Annotated in this window: 21 protein-coding genes; 13 read left to right on the forward strand and 8 right to left on the reverse strand. The window is 35.8% G+C overall.

Features of this window, described 5'->3' with window-relative positions:
- A complete protein-coding gene (gene yaaA / locus B2145_RS06935; protein WP_291100107.1) occupies positions 1 to 759 on the reverse strand; it encodes a peroxide stress protein YaaA in 759 nt (252 codons plus the stop codon).
- 393 nt (positions 760 to 1152) lie between these two features.
- Here yaaA and B2145_RS06940 point away from each other — a divergent pair, with 393 nt between their 5' ends.
- From B2145_RS06940 to B2145_RS06955, 4 genes are all read left to right on the forward strand, one after another.
- Complete coding sequence (locus B2145_RS06940) at positions 1153 to 1518, forward strand: GNAT family N-acetyltransferase (protein WP_414654632.1); 366 nt, start codon at positions 1153 to 1155, stop codon at positions 1516 to 1518.
- Positions 1519 to 1718: 200 nt separating this feature from the next.
- Positions 1719 to 2690, forward strand: coding sequence for a TIGR01212 family radical SAM protein (locus tag B2145_RS06945; RefSeq protein WP_291100110.1), 972 nt, complete (start codon positions 1719 to 1721; stop codon positions 2688 to 2690).
- A gap of 148 nt (positions 2691 to 2838) precedes the next feature.
- A complete protein-coding gene (locus tag B2145_RS06950; protein ID WP_291100113.1) occupies positions 2839 to 3111 on the forward strand; it encodes a hypothetical protein in 273 nt (90 codons plus the stop codon).
- Complete coding sequence (locus B2145_RS06955) at positions 3101 to 3493, forward strand: hypothetical protein (RefSeq protein ID WP_291100116.1); 393 nt, start codon at positions 3101 to 3103, stop codon at positions 3491 to 3493. Before B2145_RS06950 ends, B2145_RS06955 begins: the two co-directional genes overlap by 11 nt.
- 291 nt (positions 3494 to 3784) lie before the next feature.
- Here the strand turns inward: B2145_RS06955 and B2145_RS06960 are convergent, their stop codons facing one another.
- Together B2145_RS06960 and B2145_RS06965 are read right to left on the reverse strand one after the other, a co-directional pair.
- Complete coding sequence (locus B2145_RS06960; RefSeq protein WP_291100119.1) at positions 3785 to 4168, reverse strand: hypothetical protein; 384 nt, start codon at positions 4166 to 4168, stop codon at positions 3785 to 3787.
- 144 nt (positions 4169 to 4312) lie between these two features.
- Positions 4313 to 4969 carry a TrmH family RNA methyltransferase gene (locus tag B2145_RS06965; RefSeq protein WP_291100122.1) on the reverse strand — a complete coding sequence of 219 codons (657 nt, stop codon included), beginning with the start codon at positions 4967 to 4969 and terminating at the stop codon, positions 4313 to 4315.
- A 96-nt stretch (positions 4970 to 5065) separates the two neighbouring features.
- Between B2145_RS06965 and B2145_RS06970 the strand changes: the two genes are divergently transcribed.
- The 5 genes from B2145_RS06970 (at position 5066) to B2145_RS06990 (ending at position 10898) form a co-directional block, all read left to right on the forward strand.
- Positions 5066 to 5758: an SIR2 family NAD-dependent protein deacylase gene (locus tag B2145_RS06970; RefSeq protein ID WP_291100124.1), complete on the forward strand. Its 693-nt coding sequence runs from the start codon at positions 5066 to 5068 to the stop codon at positions 5756 to 5758.
- A gap of 71 nt (positions 5759 to 5829) precedes the next feature.
- Entirely contained in the window at positions 5830 to 7176 is a 1347-nt protein-coding gene (gene purB / locus B2145_RS06975) for an adenylosuccinate lyase (RefSeq protein ID WP_291100127.1), read from the forward strand.
- 31 nt (positions 7177 to 7207) lie between these two features.
- The gene (locus B2145_RS06980) at positions 7208 to 7978 is read left to right on the forward strand and encodes a polysaccharide deacetylase family protein (RefSeq protein ID WP_291100130.1); all 771 of its coding nucleotides are present in this window, start codon (positions 7208 to 7210) and stop codon (positions 7976 to 7978) included.
- Positions 7979 to 8416: 438 nt separating this feature from the next.
- Entirely contained in the window at positions 8417 to 9022 is a 606-nt protein-coding gene (locus tag B2145_RS06985; RefSeq protein WP_291100133.1) for an NAD(P)H-dependent oxidoreductase, read from the forward strand.
- 1 nt (position 9023) lies between these two features.
- Positions 9024 to 10898 (forward strand): monovalent cation:proton antiporter-2 (CPA2) family protein, encoded by a 1875-nt coding sequence (locus B2145_RS06990; protein ID WP_291100136.1) that lies wholly within the window; start codon positions 9024 to 9026, stop codon positions 10896 to 10898.
- Between the two features lie 83 nt (positions 10899 to 10981).
- On the opposite strand, the gene guaB is transcribed toward B2145_RS06990, so the two are convergent.
- Positions 10982 to 12454: an IMP dehydrogenase gene (gene guaB, locus B2145_RS06995; RefSeq protein ID WP_291100139.1), complete on the reverse strand. Its 1473-nt coding sequence runs from the start codon at positions 12452 to 12454 to the stop codon at positions 10982 to 10984.
- Between the two features lie 165 nt (positions 12455 to 12619).
- Here guaB and B2145_RS07000 point away from each other — a divergent pair, with 165 nt between their 5' ends.
- The gene (locus B2145_RS07000; RefSeq protein ID WP_291100141.1) at positions 12620 to 15121 is read left to right on the forward strand and encodes a cation-translocating P-type ATPase; all 2502 of its coding nucleotides are present in this window, start codon (positions 12620 to 12622) and stop codon (positions 15119 to 15121) included.
- 9 nt (positions 15122 to 15130) lie between these two features.
- Here the strand turns inward: B2145_RS07000 and B2145_RS07005 are convergent, their stop codons facing one another.
- From B2145_RS07005 to B2145_RS07020, 4 genes are all read right to left on the reverse strand, one after another.
- Positions 15131 to 16519, reverse strand: coding sequence for a DUF5723 family protein (locus B2145_RS07005; RefSeq protein ID WP_291100144.1), 1389 nt, complete (start codon positions 16517 to 16519; stop codon positions 15131 to 15133).
- A complete protein-coding gene (locus B2145_RS07010) occupies positions 16516 to 17052 on the reverse strand; it encodes a hypothetical protein (RefSeq protein WP_291100147.1) in 537 nt (178 codons plus the stop codon). The genes B2145_RS07005 and B2145_RS07010 overlap by 4 nt, the downstream gene beginning before the upstream one ends.
- Positions 17053 to 17132: 80 nt before the next feature.
- Positions 17133 to 17996, reverse strand: coding sequence for a hydroxymethylglutaryl-CoA lyase (locus B2145_RS07015; protein ID WP_291100148.1), 864 nt, complete (start codon positions 17994 to 17996; stop codon positions 17133 to 17135).
- 37 nt (positions 17997 to 18033) lie between these two features.
- Positions 18034 to 19053 carry a quinone-dependent dihydroorotate dehydrogenase gene (locus B2145_RS07020; protein ID WP_291100150.1) on the reverse strand — a complete coding sequence of 340 codons (1020 nt, stop codon included), beginning with the start codon at positions 19051 to 19053 and terminating at the stop codon, positions 18034 to 18036.
- Between the two features lie 505 nt (positions 19054 to 19558).
- On the opposite strand from B2145_RS07020, the gene B2145_RS07025 reads away from it, so the two are divergent.
- The 3 genes from B2145_RS07025 to B2145_RS07035 all read left to right on the forward strand — a co-directional run bounded on the left by B2145_RS07025 (position 19559) and on the right by B2145_RS07035 (position 22313).
- The gene (locus tag B2145_RS07025) at positions 19559 to 20140 is read left to right on the forward strand and encodes a YceI family protein (protein WP_291100151.1); all 582 of its coding nucleotides are present in this window, start codon (positions 19559 to 19561) and stop codon (positions 20138 to 20140) included.
- A gap of 53 nt (positions 20141 to 20193) precedes the next feature.
- Positions 20194 to 21609 carry a hypothetical protein gene (locus B2145_RS07030; RefSeq protein WP_291100154.1) on the forward strand — a complete coding sequence of 472 codons (1416 nt, stop codon included), beginning with the start codon at positions 20194 to 20196 and terminating at the stop codon, positions 21607 to 21609.
- Between the two features lie 83 nt (positions 21610 to 21692).
- A complete protein-coding gene (locus B2145_RS07035) occupies positions 21693 to 22313 on the forward strand; it encodes a YceI family protein (protein ID WP_291100157.1) in 621 nt (206 codons plus the stop codon).
- Positions 22314 to 22599: the final 286 nt, after the last annotated feature.

Below are 22599 nucleotides of genomic sequence, written 5' to 3' on the forward strand. Positions count from 1 at the left end.
TTATCGTGTAAAAACCAAATGATTTCCTTTTGACAAATTGGAGTCAAATTGATAGCCTTCATAATTGAAACCTTTCAAATCTTCAATGGTTTTTGCATTGGTATCGATAATATAACGCACCATCATTCCCCTCGCCTTCTTGGCAAAAAAGCTGATTATTTTTAGTTTTCCGTTTTTGTAATCCTTGAATTCGGGCGTGATTACAGGAACTTTCAATGCTTTTATGTCAATAACCGAAAAATATTCGTTGCTCGCCAAATTGATAAAAAGCTCGCCTTTTTCGAGTTCTTTGTTCAATGCTTTTGTAATGGCGGCTTTCCAAAATTCGTATAAGTTTTTGCTCTCGCCAATGGGCAATTTGGTTCCCATTTCCAGTCGGTAAGCCTGAATTAAATCCAATGGTTTCAGGATTCCATACAAACCTGATAGAATTCGAACGCTGTCTTGCAAAGTTTCTAATTTCTCCGTTGGAATCGAATAAGCATCCAAACCAGCATACACATCACCATCAAAAGCAAATAGGGCAGGACGGGCGTTTTCTGGAGCAAAAGGCGTTTTCCAATCTTGATTGCGTTGCCAATTCAAATCGGCCAGTTTATCCGAAATATCCATTAATTCCGAAAGGTCTTTGGGCGATTTTTGTTTCAAAACTTTATGAACCTGTCTTGCTTCTTTTAAAAACAGAGCCTCCGAGAATTTTGCTGTTGGCAATGTTTTTTCAAAGTTCAACGATTTGGCTGGCGATAGTACAATTTTCATAATTATTTGTTCTCTTGATTGGAATTTTCAAAAGTACAAATTGAAAAACCGAAAATGAAAATTGTCTGTCATTATATTTATGTATTTTTGGATTTGAAAATGAACACAGATTGCACAGATTCCCACAGATAATTTTTAGATTTACAAGAATCTTTCAGTTGAATTATCTGTTCCGTTAGGAACTAAACATTGGTAGAAATTAATTTTTAGGTTTGCAAGAATCTGTTTGATTAGATTGCTTGTTCCGTTAGAAACAAAATATAGGTAGAAAATTTTTTTTTTAGATTTACAAGAATCCGTTTCATTATATTGCTAGTTCCTAACGGAACAAAAAACTGACTAACTTTTATGAATCCGTTAAGTCCATACCAATTTAAAATTCCACATTTTTTTATGTCCAAAATCGAAATCAAGAAAGCAACAATTTCCGATCTTGAAATTATTCAGGAAATCAGCAAGCAGACTTTCACCGAAACTTTTGCAGCCGTGAATACGCCAGAAAATATGGCCAATTATGTCCGTGAAAATTTCAATCCAGAACAAATGACTTCGGAAATAAACAACCCGGAATCGGCTTTTTATCTTGCTGTTTTAGAAAATAAAACCATTGGCTACTTGAAAATAAACTTTGGCAACTCCCAAACCGAAAAACAAAAAGAAAACACTTTAGAAATTCACAGAATCTACGTATTGCAAGCCTTTCACGGGAAAAAAGTGGGTCAATTGTTGCTTGACGAAGCGATAAAAATCGCAAAATAAACTAACGTTGATTGGGTTTGGCTGGGCGTTTGGGAAGAAAATCACAGAGCGCTGCAATTTTATTCTAAAAATGGTTTTGTCGAATTTGACCAACACGTTTTCACCTTGGGCAATGATGTACAAACCGACTTGTTGATGCAACTCAAAATAAACAATTAACCAAGTCACTCCCAGTGAATCGAATTTCGTATTTTTGAAGAATGAGCACAACACCTGATTCTGAAGCCAAAGGATATAACAATTACGGAGCGCACTTGCGCAAAAAATACAACGGACAACGTGTCTATAAAGTGATTGTCGACGGTGGTTTTTCCTGTCCCAACAGAGACGGAAGCAAAGGCTACGGCGGTTGCACCTATTGCAATGTCGATTCCTACACGCCGGAAATTTCGAGAACTTCGACTACAATGCAAGCGCAGTTAAAGGACGGAATGCAGCGCGCCAAAAACTTTTACAAAGCCGATAAATATATCGTTTATTTCCAGCCAAACACCAATACGTATGCTCCAGTTCATTATTTAAAAACGATGTACGACGAAGCATTATCCGTCAACACCGACGATGTTGTGGGGTTTTCTGTTGGCACGCGACCCGATTGCATCGATGCCGAAAAAGTGGCGTTATTGGAAAGTTATTGCGACCGATTTGACGTGGATTTGGAGATGGGAATGGAATCGATTTATGACGAAACTTTAGAGCAAATTAACCGAGGTTGCAGCCACGCCGAGTTTGTTGCCGCGGTAGAATTGCTCAAAGACAGTCCACTCGATTTGTGTGTGCATACCATTTTTGGATTTCCTTGGGAAACCCGGGAAATGATGTTGGGTTATATCCACGAAATCAACCGATTTCCACAAATAAAATTCGTGAAATTCCATCATTTGCATATTGTCGAAGGCTCGATTATGGGAGCCAAATACAAGAAAAACCCATTTAAACTCTTCACTTTGGAAGAATACACCGACTTGCTTTGCGAGTTAATCCCGCTTTTGCGACCCGACATCGTGATCCAGCGCTTGTTTGGAATATCCGATTGGGATTTGCTCATTGCGCCCAATTGGGGATTGAACAAATCGAATATTCAAAGCTATATCGAGAAGGAAATCGACCGCAGGGGAATTGTCCAGGGTTCTGATTATGCTGGTTCGGATGAGATTATTTTTAAAAAGTAAGTAAATTTTTACTTTGTTTATTTTGTTATATTTGAAGGGAATAAAATATATACTTTCGAAAACACATTAGATATAGTGCTTTTTTGAGTTGCGTATATATACGAGTTAGCGGTCATACTAAAAAAAAGTAGAAATTAATATATAAATTATGTTATCAGAAGAAGAAAAAAGAAAAATAATTTTTGCATTGAACCAAAAAATTCCCAATTTGAAATGTCCAATGTGTAATCATAATAAATTCTCTTTGACAGAAGGTTATTTCAGTAATTTTATACAAGATCTGAAAAACATTTCATTAGGTGGTCCAAATATTCCAACAACTGCAATAATATGTGAAAATTGTGGATTTGTAAGTCAACACGCTTTAGGAGCTTTAAAATTATTACCACAAGAAACTAAAAATGAAGAAGATGGCAAATAATATTAACCCCGACAATATGAATAATATTGACCTAAATGATGAGTTTTCTAAAAATATGACTGTTCACAAAAATGTTGAGCAAGAAATTATAATAACAACTTCTGATAAAATAGAACTAGTTCTAATTAAAACAAAAGAGATATTAACTTCCCAAAGAGATTGGTGGACACCATTTGGTTTATTACTTGCTTTTGTTACAACATTTTGTACAGCCGATTTTAAAGAATTTGCTGGTATAACTAAAGATACTTGGGAAGCACTTTTCATATTGCTTACAATCGGTGCATTCATTTGGCTTTTGAAAAGTCTAATAAAGCTATGGAAATATTGGGGAAAAGATGATTTGAAAATGATAATCAATCAAATAAAAGTTAAAGAATAAAGTACGAACCGCTAACACCCCCGTGCTTTGCGATGGTCTCCCGACCTCGTAGCCTGTTTGCCATAACGAGAATATTATTTACGTGATTATCCAATCAGAAGATAATGGATGGAGCGATTCTAATTAGCAACAGAAACTCATACCAGATTATTAACACTTGAAAATGCAGATAATCCTGTTGCTGATATTTTAAATTTGAACATTTTTTTAAGAGTACTGCTGCGAGGTCGGGAGACCTTCGCAGAACAGGGGCTTAATTCAAAGTTAGCCTTGTGCTCGAATTATAAGAGTCTAATTTATGCTAATTCCATTTTTTTCAAGTATTGTAAAAAGATAAATACTTTCATTTGGATCATATTTTTCTATACCACTTAGATACCATTTCGCTATTATATTAAGCTGAAACGATGTGTAACCATCAGTCTCAATACTTAATCCAAGCAAACCTGACAGAAGAAAATCTTCTAAAACTTTATTGGTAACAATACATTGAGGAATTCCTTCAATAATAGAGCCGTTCATTCCCTCATAATCCATCCTTCCGGAATCGAATCCAGAATTAAAAGCGTCCCCTTTGTTGTCGCAATTAACTTGCAGGAATGGATTCAAACCATTTGAATATCCTTCAAAATAATCTTGTCTATAGGCAGGGCTAAATATATTTTTAGTATTCATGAAATGATGTATTTTAAAATTTCATTCCAAAAATATCAACAATATTTAACTAAATATACAAAAATCGTTGAAAGGAAAAAATACCCTTTAAATTACAATGGCAATGCCGTTTGTCGATAAAATAGATACTAGACAACAGCACAACTAAAGTTCCGCATAATACCTCTCCTCTATTCTCTTGATATCCTTTATGGAATTCCGTGCCCAAGCCAAACGTTTTTCCAAGATTTCTTCTTCGGATAAATGCCAATCGATATCCGATTTGCGTAACCTACTCATTAGATTTTGAATGATGATGGCTGCCGAAACCGAGATATTCAAACTTTCGGTAAAACCAACCATTGGGATTTTAAGAAATCCATCCGCCTTTTGCAATATTTCTTCCGACAATCCGTCTCTTTCCGTTCCAAAAAACAAGGCACTTGGTTTCGAAATATCAAAATCATCCAGTACGCAATCATTCTCGTGCGGCGTCGTGGCGATGATTTGGTATCCTTTGTTTTTTATGGAATCCACACAATTCGAAATACTGTCAAACGTTTTTATATCGACCCATTTCTGGGCACCCATCGCAATTTCCTTGTCGATACTTTTTCCGTAACGCTGCTCAATTACATTCAATTCCTGAATCCCAAAAACCTCGCAACTGCGCATCACCGCGCTGGCATTATGCATCTGGAAAATATCTTCCACCACGACCGTAAAATGGTTGGTCCTGTTTTCCAGCACTTTAAGAAACTTGTTTTTTCTGTTTTCGGTTAAGATATTTTCGAGAAAATGAAGGTAATCAACATCAATCATTGCAAAGTTTTTTTGGTAAAAATACTAAAAAAACACTAACTTTATTTTTCTTACCTTATAAGAAAATCCGTGCTATCAGCGTCCAAATTTTAAAAAATGAAAAAGAAACTAGTTATATTAACCGGAGCGGGAATTAGCGCCGAAAGCGGCATCAAAACCTTTCGAGATGCAGGCGGACTTTGGGAAGGACACAACGTTATGGATGTCGCAACACTCGAAGGCTGGAAGAAAAATACTGAATTGGTTCTTGATTTTTATAACCAAAGACGCAAACAATTACACGAAGTGCAACCCAACGTAGGACACGAAATCCTGGCTGAATTAGAAAAGCATTTCGAGGTTTTCATCATCACCCAAAACGTCGACAACTTGCACGAGAAATCAGGAAGCTCGAATGTTTTGCACCTCCATGGCGAATTATTGAAAGTACGAAGTACAATTAATAAAAATTACATTCTAGATTGGACAGACGATTTAAATTTTGGCGATGTTGACGACAAAGGGAACCAATTGAGGCCTCACATCGTTTGGTTTGGCGAGGAAGTACCCGCATTAGAAGAAGCCTTGGAAATAACGCAACAAGCCGATATTTTTGTGGTCATAGGAACTTCGCTGCAAGTCTACCCAGCGGCGGGATTAATTGAATTTACAAATCCTGAAATCCCCATTTTCTATATCGATCCAAAACCTGCCATGATGCGTAATTTGCGAAATCCCGTGGAAATTATTCCAATGAATGCAACAGAAGGTGTTTTAGTTTTGAAACAAATGTTATTTGATTTACACTAAAAAACTGAACTCGGAATACGGAATACTGAACACTATTCCTTATTTTTGTGCTTCAAAACAACACAATAACAATGAATACATTAAACGAATTAAACGCCGTATCTCCAATAGACGGAAGATACAGAAGCAAAACCAGTTCACTTTCAAAATATTTTTCGGAAGAAGCCCTAATCAAATACCGTGTATTGGTTGAAATTGAATATTTCATTGCGCTTTGCGAAATTCCTTTGCCACAATTAAAAGATGTAAATCCCGATTTATTCGAAAGTTTACGTAATATCTATAAAAATTTATCTACCGATGATGCACTTTGGATAAAAGAAACTGAAAAAATAACCAACCACGACGTGAAAGCGGTCGAATATTTTATCAAAAATGCTTTCGAAAAGTTGGGAATTTCTGAATATAAAGAGTTTATCCATTTTGGGCTGACCTCGCAAGACATCAATAATACGGCGATTCCGCTTTCGACCAAAGAAGCTTTCGAGAAAGTATATATGCCGTCATTGATCACTTTGACATCAAAATTAAAAGATTTAAGCGTTGAATGGCGCGACATTCCAATGCTTGCCAGAACACACGGGCAACCCGCTTCGCCAACACGTTTGGGCAAAGAAATTGGTGTTTTTGTGGAACGTTTGGAAGAGCAAATGCGTTTGTTATTCAACATTCCGTTTGCGGCAAAATTTGGTGGTGCAACCGGAAATTATAATGCCCATCACGTAGCCTATCCTCAAATCGACTGGAGAAATTTTGGAAGTAGTTTTGTAGAGGAAACACTTAGCTTACATCACTCTTTCCCAACCACCCAAATTGAACATTACGATCATTTTGCAGCGTTTTTTGATGCATTGAAAAGAATAAATACCATCATTATCGATTTAGACAGAGACATTTGGACGTATGTTTCAATGGAATATTTCAAACAAAAAATCAAGGCTGGAGAAATTGGTTCTTCGGCAATGCCACATAAAGTAAACCCAATAGATTTTGAAAATTCGGAAGGAAATTTAGGAATGGCGAATGCCATTTTCGAACATCTTTCGGCTAAATTACCCTTGTCAAGATTGCAACGCGATTTGACTGACAGCACGGTTTTGAGAAACATTGGCGTTCCTATGGGACATACTTTAATTGCTTTTGAAGCCACTTTGAAAGGTTTGAATAAACTGCTTTTGAATGAACCAAAATTTGCCGAAGATTTAGAGAAAAACTGGGCCGTTGTTGCCGAAGCGATTCAAACAATCCTACGTCGTGAAGGCTACCCAAATCCGTATGAAGCCTTGAAAGGATTGACCAGAACCAATGAAGCGATTGACAAAAAAGCAATCCATAATTTTATTGCAACGCTAGAAGTTTCAGATGAAATTAAGAAAGAATTGATGCAGATTACACCGAGTAACTTTTTGGGGATTTAATAAAAAAATACTCTTAAAGTACAAAGTAATTATGAAGAATTGCCTACTGAAAAATATATTGCTTTGCACTTTGTTTCTCCTATTTTCCTGTGAAAATAAAAAAAGCAAACAAGAAATCAAGCCTTACCAAGCGGGAGTCGTTTTATCCTTTGATGATGCTTATGTAAATGAGTGGTTTGATGCTGATAAATCATTAAAAAAATACGATTGGAAAGCCACTTTTTGTGTGAGTAAAATAAACACTTTAGACACGATTGAAATAAATAAACTCCTAAAATTACAAAAGGAAGGTCACGAGATTGCAGGTCATGGACTCCATCATTACAATGCGGTTAAGTTTATTTCTAAATACGGAATTAATGAATATATAAACCAGGAAATAAATCCGATGCTTGCCATAATGAAAAAACTCTCGTTGAATGTTACTTCATTTGCCTACCCGGATGGGGAAAGAAATGCGACACTTGACACCACTTTATTAAACAAATTTCAGATAGTGAGAGGAAGAGCGTTTGGAGGAGAAAGTCCTTCAAAACAAGTCTGTTATTTCAATAACTCGAGAATTGTATATGGTTTCGACATTGACAATAGCCATATTCATTTTAGCATTCCATATCTTTTGAAGTTACTGGATTATGCAAAGAAAAATAACAAAATTTTGATTTTGGTTGGTCATAAAACAGTAAAAGATGTAACTGCAAATTATCAGACAAAAATGAAAACATTGGAGCTAATCTGCAGTTATGTCCATCAAAACAATATGAAGTTTTATACTTTATCTGAATTGAATAATTTAGAATAAAATATATTTTCATTACAACAATGAAATGCGATTCGTAATTTCATTGTAACACTAAAAATTTAAAAGAAAATTAAAAGTGAGTTATTGCATATAATCCTATTAATTATTTGGTTATTAGCTAAATAAAAAAAATAAACCCCGTTAAAGCGAAAATAACACCATCTCGATTTGACGGGTTTTTCTGTTTATTGTGATAATAATATCATAAAAATTGGCTTCGAAGGAAGGTTACTTTTTTTATACTGAGCATTATTTATTAACTTTCATCAAGCATATCCTCTATCAGAATAAAGCTGTTATTTTTAACAAAATAGCCTGATGGAGACAGTAATATTTTTTGTACCTCCCCTTACACAAAAAAAGGAGAACATTCCGATAACTTTCGAAAGCAGAAATCTAAAATTTAACGTAGCTAAATAGCTTTAAAAAATAGAAACTATGCCAAAAAACAAAATCTTGATCCTGTTTTTTCATCCGCTATTCGAGAAATCGAGCACGAATAAGGCTTTGGTGCAAAATATTCCCGATTCAGAAAACATTACTTTTCACGATTTATATGAGGAATATCCCAATTTTGATATTGATGTAAAACGAGAGCAATTGCTGTTAAGCCGGCACAATATTATTATATGGCATCATCCCATGTATTGGTACAATTGTCCGCCACTCATGAAGCAATGGATTGATATGGTACTCGAATATGGCTGGGCTTATGGAAAAAAAGGAAGTGCTTTGAAGGATAAAATTATTTTTCAGGTAATTACAACCGGTGGAGACAAGAAAAGTTTTTACGAAACGGGTCGTGATCGGTATGCGATTCCTAATTTATTGGAACCGTTTTATCAAACGGCAAAAGTGTGCAATATGGAATATTTACCGCCTTTTGTAGTGCACGGAACGTATAGCATGACCAAAGAAGATTATGGTAAAAACGGTTTGGTTTATGGGCGTTTTCTTGATTATTTGGAAAATAATGATTTAGACATCAATAAAATTTTGCAATACCATTATTTAAATGATTGGTTTGCCACAATAGAAACATAATATGGAAACGGACTATCTATTTCATGCGATTATATATTTATCGGCAGCGGTTGTTTGTGTTCCCATTGCCAAAAAACTAGGAATGAGTTCTATTTTAGGCTACTTGCTTGCGGGAATAATCATTGGTCCCTTTGTACTGGGTTTTATTGGTCAGGAAAGTCAGGATATTATGCGCTTTGCCGAATTTGGTGTTGTGATGATGATGTTTTTAATTGGTTTAGAATTGGAACCCGGCAAGATATGGAAAATACGAAAATTTATTCTTGGAATGGGTTCCTTGCAATTGGTTGGCACTACTTTAGTTTTATTCATTGGATGCCTCCTTTTCATGGATTGGAATTGGAAAACTACATTAGCGATTTCATTGGCTTTGGCATTATCTTCCACTGCCATTGTTTTGCAAAGTTTAAAAGAAAAAGGATTGTCAGACACCTCGGTGGGACGTTCCTCGTTTGCTGTTCTGCTTTTTCAGGATATAACGGTGATCCCAATTTTAGCTTTTTTACCCCTTTTGGCAACGGGTAATCCAAATACAACAAATGATACCCATCAATCCTTAATTTCTGGTTTTCAGAGTTGGTTGCAAACCTTAATTGTAATCGGAATTATTTTGATTATCTACTTTTCCGGTCGATTTCTATTTGTTCCATTATTGCGAATTATTGCAAAAACACGTTTGCAGGAATTGTTTACTGCCTCGGCTCTACTATTGGTCGTTGGAGTTTCCTGTTTGATGCATTTGATTGGTTTAAATCCCGCACTTGGTACTTTTATGGCTGGAGTTGTACTTGCCAATTCCGAATTTCGTCACGAATTGGAAGGCGATATTGCTCCGTTTAAAGGGCTGCTTTTAGGTTTGTTTTTTATTGGTGTTGGCGCATCGATAAATTTCCAACTGATTAGGGACAATTCATTATTTATTTTTGTTTTTGGAGCGATTTTAATTTTGGTGAAATTCTTGGTGTCATTTGCAATTAGTAAGTTTTACATAAATAAAATGGACCAAAATCTATTATTCGCTTTTGGTTTAAGTCAATCCGGAGAATTTGGTTTTGTGATTACTAGTTTCTGTGTGTCGTTATACATCATTCCGAATATTTTAGCCAACCAAATTGTGGCGATCATAGCGATGAGCATGGTGGCTACTCCTATTTTACAGCTTATAAATGAACGTTTTATATATACAAATTCAAAAATCAAAGAAAAAGAAAACAAAAAAGAGAGTGATATTATCGACGAACATAATCCCGTTATCATCGCTGGTTTTGGACATTTCGGGAGCACTGTGGGTCGTTTGTTGAGAGCCAGTAACGTAAAATCGACTATTTTAGATTACGATTCAGACCGAATAGACGTATTACGAAAAATGGGATTCAAAGCGCATTATGGCGATGCCACGCGATTGGAATTATTGAAAGCTGCAGGATGCGAAAAGGCAAAACTCTTTATTGCCGCAATAGATAACCCCACGGTGAATTTGCAGGTAATTAAAATTTTACAAAAGCATTATCCGAATTTAAAAATCCTTACCCGTGCCAGAAACCGAATTGATGCTTACGAATTAATCGACCATAAAGTAGACCATATTTATCGTGAAACCTTATACAGTGCCGTTAATATGGGAGTTGATGCTTTGGTGGTATTAGGACATCGGAGATATACTGCCACCCGACATGGACAGCAATTTATAAAATATGATGAAATCACGACTCTTAAATTAGCCGAAAAACGTCATGATAAAGCGGCTTACCTGGTTACCATAAAAGAAGAAATAGAACTGCTGGAACAACTTTTAAAAAGTGATTTGGATTCTCAAGTTGCCGCCACTAATCACAGTTGGGATAGCGAGCACCTGAATAAAAAAATGCGGAAGTAATGTTTTGAGAAGTGAAAAGGAAAAATAAAAAAGGCATAAGAACTAAATCTTACGCCTTTTGACTTTCGACTTTTGACTAAAGTCTATCTCGAATAATTCGGAGCTTCTTTGGTAATGGTCACATTATGTGGATGACTTTCGTTGATTCCGCTTGCGGTGATACGAACAAAACGCCCTGTTTCCTGTAATGTTGGAACATCTTTTGAACCGCAATAACCCATTCCGGCGCGAAGTCCACCAATGAACTGTTGCATACTTTCTTCCAATTCTCCTTTGTAAGGCACACGACCCACGATTCCTTCGGGAACCAGTTTCTTGACATCGTCTTCCACATCTTGGAAATAACGATCTTTTGAACCACCTTCCATGGCTTCTACAGAACCCATTCCGCGGTAAGATTTGAATTTTCTTCCTTCAAAAATAATGGTTTCCCCAGGGGATTCTTTGGTTCCAGCCAAAAGTGAACCTAACATCACACAATCGGCACCGGCAGCAATTGCTTTGGGAATATCACCAGTGTAACGAATTCCACCATCGGCAATAACCGGAACTCCAGTTCCTTTTAAAGCTGCTGCAACTTCTAGAACGGCAGAAAATTGTGGAAAACCAACGCCTGCAATAATACGAGTGGTACAAATAGAACCTGGACCAATTCCAACTTTTACACCATCGGCACCATTTTCAACAAGAAATTTTGCAGCTTCGGGAGTGGCAATATTTCCAACGATAACATCTATTTGGGGAAAATTAGTTTTTACATCTTTCAACACATTGACAACTCCCTGCGTGTGACCGTGAGCAGTATCAATAATTATGGCATCTACACCGGCTTGAACGAGCGCTTTCGCTCTTTCGAGTGCATCTGCTGTTACGCCAATGGCAGCAGCAACACGCAAACGACCATAAACATCTTTATTGGCGTTTGGTTTTTGGGTTAATTTGGTGATATCTCTAAAAGTGATTAATCCGACTAATTTATTTTCGTCATTAACCACTGGAAGTTTCTCGATTTTGTGTCCCTGCAAAACAACTTCGGCTTGCCCTAAAGAAGTTCCTTCGGCAACGGTGACCAAGTTTTTGCTGGTCATCACTTCTATGATTGGTCTGGCATTGTTTTTTTCGAAACGTAAATCTCGATTGGTAACAATTCCTTTTAATATTTTGTTTTCATCGACAATTGGAATACCGCCAATCCCGAATTCTTTCATTGCATTTTTGGCGTCGGCAACGGTAGAAGTCAATGGCAAAGTTACCGGATCGATAATCATTCCTGATTCGGCACGTTTTACTTTTCGCACTTTGGCAGCTTGTTGCTCGATGGTCATATTCTTATGTAAGACACCAATTCCTCCTTCTTGAGCCATTGCAATTGCCATTGCACTTTCGGTAACGGTATCCATCGCGGCGGAAACAATTGGTACATTAAGTGTTATGTTTCTTGAAAATTTTGATTTGATACTCACTTCTCGAGGAAGTACATTGGAGTAATTCGGAACTAATAATACATCATCGTAAGTTAGACCTTCGCCGATAATCTTGGAGTTGTGTGCTATCATTGCAATTTGAAGTTGTAGTTAAATTGCATGCAAATTTAGGGAATCTTAAGCAGAAAAACACCATAATTTAAATAATAAATAATTAAATTAGCAGTACAAAATTATTTCACTCTTCTAACCTCGTTTTATCATTTTTAAAAATGAAAAAACCACTATAATTTTCCAATGGAAAAAACAAACCATTCATTAAGAGGACTTTCTGACGAAGAAGTGATGCGGTCAAGAGAAAAGAACGGTTACAATTCTTTGGAACATCAAGATAAAAACGGTTTCCTTATTTCTTTAATCGAAATGATTAAGGAACCTATGTTTTTATTGCTGGTAACAGCAACAAGCATCTATTTTATTACGGGGGCTTATGCCGACGGAATTTTTATGGCTGCAGCCATAGTATTGGTTTCCACCATTTCACTTTACCAAGAATCAAAAAGTCGAAATGCTATTGAAGAACTAAAAAAATTATTACAACCCAAAAGCAGAGTCATCCGCAACGGCGAAATTACTGAAATTCCCAGCGAAGAAATTGTCTTGGGTGATTTAATCCAAATAGAGGAAGGCACCTTTGTCCCGGCGGATGGCATCATAATTCAATCCAATGATTTTTCGGTAAACGAATCCATTTTAACCGGTGAATCGCTCGCCGTATTCAAAAATGAAAAATCCCAAATCAATCAGATATTTCAGGGAACAATCGTTGCCAGCGGCTTGGCTATTTGTGAAGTTACCGCCATTGGCAACCAAACCCAATTAGGCAAAATTGGCAAAAGTTTGGAAGCAATAGCGGAAGAAAAAACACCTTTGCAGATGCAAATCGGAGATTTTGTAAAAAAAATGTCAATTGTTGGTCTGATAATTTTTGGTATTGTTTGGGCAATAAATTTTTATAATTCGGGTCTGTTTTTAGATAGTTTATTGAAGGCATTAACCCTCGCAATGAGTATTATTCCTGAGGAAATTCCGGTAGCCTTTACCACTTTTATGGCTTTGGGCGCCTGGCGATTAATAAAAATGGGAATCATTGTAAAGCAAACCAAAACCGTTGAAACCCTGGGAAGTGCCAACGTAATTTGTACGGATAAAACAGGAACCATCACCGAAAATAAAATGAGTTTGGCGCAATTATACTTGTTATCATCAGACAAAATTGTAAATCCAAAAGAGGAACTTGACGACGAAGAATTGGAATTGCTTAGAATTTCAATGTGGGCGAGCGAGCCCATTCCGTTTGATGGAATGGAAAAAGCACTGCACGATGCTTATTCGAAATTAGAAATCAAGGATGAACGCCCTGACTTTAAATTGATTCACGAATATCCATTGGATGGAAATCCGCCAATGATGACACATATTTTCGAAAACAAAAACGGAACCAGAATCATTGCAGCCAAAGGAGCCGCAGAAGCATTAATGGCTCATTCCAATCTTTCGGAACGTGAAAAACAACAAATCAATATCGCTTTGGAAACAATGGCGAAAGAGGGTTTTCGGGTATTGGGTGTTGGCATTTCCGAGTTTTTAGGGAATGAATATCCAAAAACACAACAAGAATTCCCTTTTAAATTTAAGGGATTGATTGCTTTTTATGATCCTCCAAAAGAGAATATCAAGGCAGTATTTGACACCTTTTATAATGCGGGAATCCAAGTTAAAATAGTAACTGGAGACAACGCCACGACAACCTCAACTATCGCCAGACAAGTAGGATTTAGAAATCCCGAAAACACATTAAATGGAGATGAATTGATGGCGATGGATGAAGCCACATTAAGAGGAAAAGTAATGGAAACCACCATTTTCACCAGAATGTTTCCCGAAGCCAAACTCAAAATAATAAAGGCATTAAAAGAAAACAACCAAATCGTGGCAATGACGGGTGACGGAGTCAATGACGGTCCCGCTTTAAAATCAGCACATATAGGAATTGCAATGGGTAAAAAAGGAACCGAAATTGCCAAACAGGCGGCAAACCTCATCCTGATAGAAGATGATTTGGCAAAAATGATTGATGCCATCGCTATGGGAAGAAAAATATATGCCAACCTAAAAAAAGCCATTCAATATATCATTTCCATACATATTCCCATCGTTTTAATTGTCTTTATTCCGCTGGTTTTGGGTTGGATTTATCCGAATATTTTCTCACCTGTACATATTATTTTTCTGGAAATAATTATGGGACCAACCTGCTCTATAATTTACGAGAATGAACCTATGGAACCCAATCTGATGTTGCAAAAACCGAGACCGTTTACGACCACTTTTTTCAACTTGAAAGAAATAATCATCAGTATTGTCCAAGGACTTGTCATCACGCTGGGACTTTTATTCGTCTATCAATATTGTGTCCAAGAAAGCTGTTCCGAAAGCGTTACCCGAACAGTCGTTTTCCTAACATTGATTGCTTCCAATATCTTCCTGACATTAGCCAATCGTTCCTTCTATTATTCGATAATCACGACCTTAAAATACAAAAACAATTTAGTTTTGATAATCATTGGAATAACCGTTTTAATTACCAGTTTGCTTTTGTTTGTTCCCGCATTCTCCCATTTTTTTATGTTTGATAAAGTATCGGCTTTTCAAATAATATTAAGTATTTTAGTGGGGTTTGTTTCGGTGATTTGGATCGAAATTTACAAAGGATTCAAGCGAAGAAATCAAAAATAAAATCCTGTTTTAATCAGGCGTATTTTTATCTGGAAAAAAGACATTGAGTCCCAATTGGAACGACATACTATTGGCTTTAGAAACATCTCTAAATTCCAATAAATTGTCCGCCATCATATAAAAATTGACTTTACCGATAGTTGTAGATAATCCCAATCCAATGTTTTTAACCGAAAATGAATCCACAGTGTAGGTTGCTTTCATTTCTAGAGATTCGAAAATTTGCCGTCTATAATAAGCCGTCAAGGCCATTAAAGGCATTCTTGGAGTTGTCATTGCAAACAATTGCGCCCCAACGGAATTTTTATATTTCATTTCATTTCCGCTACAACTACACTCAGAATTCCTGCCGTCTCCAAATGAATATTGAACGGAAGAATTAAATTTTACAGGTCGCCAAGTAGTGTATTTGTTATGCAAAGTGTCTAAAGGAATGGCCTTTTTAAATGCTTGATAGATATTTGTTGATGAACCCGAAAGAAAATCAGGCGTTAAGCCCATATAATTATAGGTGCCTTTAAGGCTATAATTTTCTATATCCTTAGCGTGTTTTATAAAGCCAACATCTATGATACTTGCCGTAAACTGGATGTTCTTTTGGAAATAATAAGTAAGTCCGGCGTCAAATCCCAATCCCAGATTGCCTCCAAATAAAGTCTTTTTGGTAATATCACTTTTGGCATTCCCGGTATAATTACGAGTATAATTCAAAAAGCCGGAAGTGTTGACCAATATGTTTGAATTAATAACTTGTTCATAAATGGAATTTGTGGACGGAATGGTATAAAAATATCCTGAATTTTGGGTTGAAGAAACATTAAAAACACTGGAATAAATTTTCCCTCTAACCCCTATTATTAATTTATCGCTTATGTTTTTATGGTATCCAACGTGAAAAACAGAAAGCATTTCGCCTTTCATACTCAAATCGCCAAAATTAAAAACTTTTCCTAGATAATCCTTATTTCCATCCAAAGCCAATATGGCGGGATCTTTGGGCATATAGGTTAGAACATCTAATTCTTGGTACATTCCAGAAGAAATATAAGCACTTTTCTGCCAATCCCCAATTTTAAAACCACCACTAAAAAGTTCCACTTGTTCATTTATCACCAGCTTGTCATTCCTTGAAGAGGAGAAAACAACATTCCTTAATTTAGTATTAAAATCCACCCCGTTATTGGCAAATAAATCATAGGCAGAAAATCCGCTGGAACCTACGTTTGCAGAAATGCCGGACAGTAAGGGAACGCCAATAAACCAATTGTATTTAACATCAGAACCCGGATTACTCAACAAGGATTGAGGTACCGAAGTAAAGTTGTATAAAATTTCCCTGTTTTGGGAAAAGCAACTAATTGATACCGAAAAGATAAAAAGCAATAGTGTTTTTCTCATCGCACCACTAAATAAACGGTGGCACTTGAACGCATTTTTAAACTCCCTAAACTGCTTTCGCTTAAAGGCGGACCGGTCAACATTGTAATGGTAAAAGCTATTTTTGTGGTGCTTTTCAATAAAACAAGATTGTTATTTTCGAATATTTCGGTTTTGGTCACCAAATTTTCCGCACCGCTATAAGCCGGAACGTTAAAAGGAATAGTGTAAAGTGGTGTGTCATTAACGTCTAGCAATACCAAGTCTATGGAGTATGCCCTGTTTATGGTATTGTTGATTTCAAAAAATAATTCGGCTTTTTTTAAACTTTTATCAAAAAAAGAATCCTTGAACACGTCAAAATTTGCCACATCAAGAAACACGTCTTGTTCTGCTCCGTTAGTGACAAATTGATTTGCGGAAACATCAAAAGACGCCAAATTTGCTACGAAAACCGGCTCTAACTTTAAATTATTGACCTGATTAAAGTCTAAGTTGCTAGAGCAGGAAAAGGAGAAAATTGCGAGGATAAATATCCCTAAAAATTTATTCATAATATTCAATTTCAATGTCAATTTCAATAAATTCAATTGCAATTACAACTACAACGAAGGTATTTTCATTTTATTATTTCCTAATGAAACGCACCAAATAATTTTGAGGCTTCATTATAAGCACTTTCAAAACTCATTGGGCTCAAATTCGTATTTCCTTTTTTTGAAGTGAAATAAGAAAGTAATTTCTCAGTAGGCATATTGCCCGTTAATTCATCTTTCGCCATTGGGCATCCGCCAAAACCCTGTATGGCGCCATCAAAACGACGACATCCTGCATTGTAAGCGGCGTCAACTTTCTCGAACCATTTGTCCGGAGTGGTGTGCAAATGGGCACCAAATTCAATCTTTGGATACCTGGGAATTAAATGCGAAAACAAATACTGAATCACGTCTGGAGTTGAACTGCCAACGGTATCCGAAAGCGAAAGGATTTTTACTCCCATATTGGATAATTTTTCGGTCCACTCGCCCACTATTTCCATACTCCAAGGATCTCCGTAAGGATTCCCGAATCCCATCGAAAGATACGCCACTACTTCTTTATTGCTTTTATCGGCAATTTCCAGGATTTCCTGCAAGGTTACCAGTGATTCGGCAATGGTTTTGTGTGTATTACGCATCTGGAAATTCTCGGAAATCGAAAAGGGAAAACCCAAATATTGAATGGGTTGATGATGTGAAGCGGCGGTTGCCCCCTGTGTATTGGCAATTATGGCCAATAATTTACTTCGGGTTTGCGATAAATCAAGTTGTGCCAAAACTTCGGCAGTGTCCTGCATTTGCGGAATGGCTTTGGGCGAAACAAAACTCCCAAAATCTATAGTATCAAAACCTACACGAAGCAAGGACTGAATGTAAGCTGCTTTTTTTGCCGTAGGAATAAAAGTCTTTATTCCTTGCATTGCATCTCGCGGACATTCTATAATTTTTATCGCTTCCATAGAAGCCCAAATATAAGAAAGTTTAAAGTTTAAAAGTTTAAAGTTTCTCTAAAATCTTCTTGTTAATCGCTTTGATCAAACCAGGACCTTCATAAATAAAACCAGTATAAATTTGGATTAAACTGGCTCCGGCTTCGAGTTTTTCGATTGCATCTTCGGGCGAATGGATGCCTCCCACTCCAATTATAGGGAATGCTTTATTGCTTTTTTCAGATAAAAAACGAATAACCTCGGTTGAACGATCTCGCAGGGGTTTTCCTGACATTCCTCCTGTTTCGCTCTTCTTTTCAGATGTTAATCCTTCACGCGAAATGGTGGTATTGGTGGCAATTACTCCCGCAATCTTGGTTTCCTTGACAATATCAATAATATCCAGAAGTTGGGTGTCGGTTAAATCAGGAGCTATTTTTAGCAAGATTGGTTTTTGTTTTGGCTTTGCCAAATTCAAATTTTGCAATGCTTGCAACAATCGCGTCAATGGTTCTTTTTCCTGTAGTTCTCTAAGATTTGGCGTGTTTGGGGAACTCACGTTGACTACAAAATAATCGACATAATCAAATAAGGCCTCAAAGCAAATTTCATAATCAGAAGTGGCATCTTCATTTGGAGTCAATTTATTTTTACCAATATTCCCTCCTATGAGAACCCCTTTATTTTTCTTGAGCCGTTCAACCGCTTCTTGAACTCCTCCATTATTGAATCCCATCCTGTTAATGATGGCACCATCTTCTTTCAAACGAAATATGCGTTTTTTCGGGTTACCTTCTTGACCCTTTGGCGTAATGGTCCCTATTTCGATAAAACCAAACCCAAAGCTGGATAACTCCTTATATAGCGAAGCATCTTTGTCGAAACCCGCAGCTAGTCCAACAGGATTTTTGAACTTTAATCCAAAGACTTCCGTTTCCAAACGCTTGTCATTGACTGCATACAGGCACCTGAAAAGTGATGGGATTCCAGGTATTTTGGATAAAATTCGAATTAATGAAAAGGTAAAATAATGGACTTTTTCAGGATCAAACCAAAAAAGTATCGGGCGAATAATTTGTTTGTACATAATTAACAGAAGTTGTTCTGCAAAAGTAAAATTATCTACTCGATTTAATAAATATTTAGGGAATAAATTCATAAAATCATTCAAATGCTAAAAAAAACGTTATAGTTAACCATAGCAAAATTGCGAATATTTAGCTAAAATTAAGCTTTTTTTGACAATAAAGCATTCTTTAAAATAGAACCTTAAATTTTAAATTTTCGCAACTTCACATTGTAAGATACTACATATCAACGAATTGAAAAAAAACACCAAAATGTCCCTTTTTTTAAAATACAACTATTTTACATCGACAATAAAACATAATTATTGTTAATTTTATAATAATACAACAAAAATTAAAGATTTATAGTTATAATAACTCACAATATGATAATTATCAGGAAAGTTCCACACAAGTCGAAATATCTTTGTACAAGAAAAACACTTCAACTATTATTGAAGCGAGAACAAAAATAAAATACAGACAAAAAAAACAAAAAATAACTAATATTTAAATTCAAAAACAATGACTAAAACACAATTTTCAAAAAAATTTATAGGGCTTTGCATAAGCATTATGTTCTTCTCTATTAGTGCGGTGAATGCACAAAATTTTAACGTTATTCCCCAAAGTTCCACCGCTAATATCCATGGAACCTCTAATCTACACGATTGGGATATAAAAGTAACCAAAATCAATAGTGAATTAGGATTAAACAGTTCTAAACAGATAAATACTCTAATTGTAAAAATTCCGGTTATTTCATTAAAAAGTGGAAAAGGAATTATGGATGGCAAAACTTATGACTCTTTTGACGCCAAGAAAAATCCAAACATTGTTTTTCAACTAACAGAAGTTTCTCCTGTAAAAATTACTGATAAAGATTCAGAAATAACGTTAACCGGAAATCTGACTATGGCTGGAGAAACAAAAAAAATCAGCTTTAAATCTATAGTAAAAATTACAACAGCCGGCGATTATCATCTCAAGGGAAGTGCTTCCTTAAAAATGACAGATTTTAAAATGATTCCTCCAACAGCATTTTTTGGTTCAATGAAAACGGGTGATGCTGTTACTGTCAAATTTGACGTGACTTTTAAAGGATAATAATGTAATCAATAAACTAAATAATAATAAATAACTAATTTAAAATTCCAATCATGAAAACAATTATTAGAGTATCATTACTGATAGCAGCCTTTTGCCTGTCTGGCAACATTATGGCACAACAAGTCTCTTTTGGACAAATACAAAACCAAATTTCAAGAGGTAAAGATGGAGTTAACCAATTTGACGTAAAAAAAGACAGTGTCGAATTCAAAGGAATCAGCATAGATTTAGGCGGATCTTTTGCATTGCAATTTCAAGCTTTAAATTCATTTAACGATCAAGCAAACTTACCAGTTACAATTACAAATTACAGATTAAACAATTTAGCAAACAATTTAAATTTACCCACAGCAAACATGATTTTTGGCGCCCAATTGGCTGACGGAGTACGTGTAAACTTAGATCTTTATTTGGCTGCAAGACACCACAATGAAACTTGGGTAAAAGGCGGGTATTTGCAAATTGACAAATTAGATTTCATCAAAAAAGATTTCTTGGCAGGTTTCATGAAATATGCAACAATTAAAGCTGGACAAATGGAAAATAACTACGGTGATGCCCACTTTAGAAGAACTGACAATGGAAATGCCATAATGAACCCTTTTATTGAAAGTAATATTATGGATTCGTTCACTACAGAGCCAGGAATTGAAGTATACTACAACAGAAGTGGATTTGTAAGCATGTTTGGTGTGACAAACTCAAAATTAAATCAAAATGTTGGAGAAATTATCCCATCTGCTGCCACTCCTGCAAAACCTGATCCAAACACGGTTGTAAGCCCTACATTTTTGGCTAAACTAGGATACGACAAACAAATTGACAAAGATTTAAGAGTAAGAATCACGGGATCTTTATACCATTGCGCAAATACTAGTGGTAACTTATACTCCTCTGATAGAGCCGGTAGCCGTTATTACTATGTAATGTCTCACCAAACTTATACTAATGGAACCAAAACTGTATACAACAATATGACTTTAAATTCTGACGGAACTTCAACTGATGCTCTTGCTGCTAACCCTACCACTGGTAGATTTAACCCTGGGTTTGGAAACTGGTCTACAAACATTATGGTAAACCCATTTGTAAAATACAAAGGTCTTGAATTCTTCGGTACTTTAGAATTTGCTTCAGGAGGAGATACAAAAGGTGTTGATGCAAAACGTACGGTAAACCAATATACAGGAGATGTATTGTACAGATTTGGAGCAAACGAGAATATGTATATCGGTGCAAGATACGGTGTTGTATCAGGAAAATTGGCCAATGCGGATGCAAAAGCAGTAACTGTAAACAGATTAGAATCTAGTTTAGGTTGGTTTATGACAAAAAACATATTGGCTAAATTAGCTTATGTAAGCCAAAATTATAAAGATTACGCACAATTTACAGGAACAACTCCTAATGATTTATATGGAGGAAGTTTCAAAGGATTAATGTTTGAAGCAACGATAAGTTTCTAATTGATTTATTTGTTTTAGTAGTTGTTTAACCGGCAAGTGTAAATATTGCCGGTTAACAATTTTAAGATGTTAAACATTTTGTTATGAAAAAGATTATTGGTTTAATGGTATTATGTTTCATAATTTGTGACTCCGTAACGGCCCAAAATTTGTTTTCTGCCGAACTACAAAAAAACAGTTCCCTTACCATTAGCGGGTCAACAAATCTATTGTCGTTTAAACTGTTTCAAAACGGCGAAAAACTCTCAAGAAATAAGATCTCAATTGCAACTACACAAACCCAAAACAAAATATTTTTAAGCCAGAACCGACTTTCAGTAGCTGTTAATAATTTTGCTTCTAATAATATTATGGCTTTAAAAGATTTCTTAAAGTTATTAAAATCGGACACCTACCCCACTTTACAAGTCCAAATAAATTATCTGAATTTACAACCCATCACAGAAAAAGGACAATCTTACAACGGAAACGCACTGGTAAGCATAACAATAACCGGGATAACAAAACAATATTCCATTCCTATTTCCTTCAATAGCAACGGAGATTCATATATTGTGGATGGAAAGAAAAAAATGAGTATTCGCGATTTTGGGCTTAGCCCACAAAACAAAATGATGGGCTTGATAAAAGTAAGCGAATGGATAGACATAGACTTTCACATGATATGCAAAATCACGACATCTGGAGATATTGCGAAACTCTGAATATAACTTTTCAAGAATTTATTCCAAGGCATCCGTTACTGTTGAAAATACATTCACATCCATTACCCATACTGGAAAGACATTCAAAAATCATTCAATTTCTACTTAACGAATATCAAAAAAACTTTTAGGAAAATTTAAAAGGGCAACATTCTATATCAAATAGAATGTTGCCCTTTTTTACATAATTAAATAGTTCCTAGAATTGTTATACCATTGGTTAGTATATTTTAGTCCAATCGTTATAGCATAATGCCGCTGTATATTTCATTTAGTTCTCCCGATA

This window comes from Flavobacterium sp. UBA5153, from assembly GCA_002413745.1.
Lineage (GTDB): Bacteria > Bacteroidota > Bacteroidia > Flavobacteriales > Flavobacteriaceae > Flavobacterium.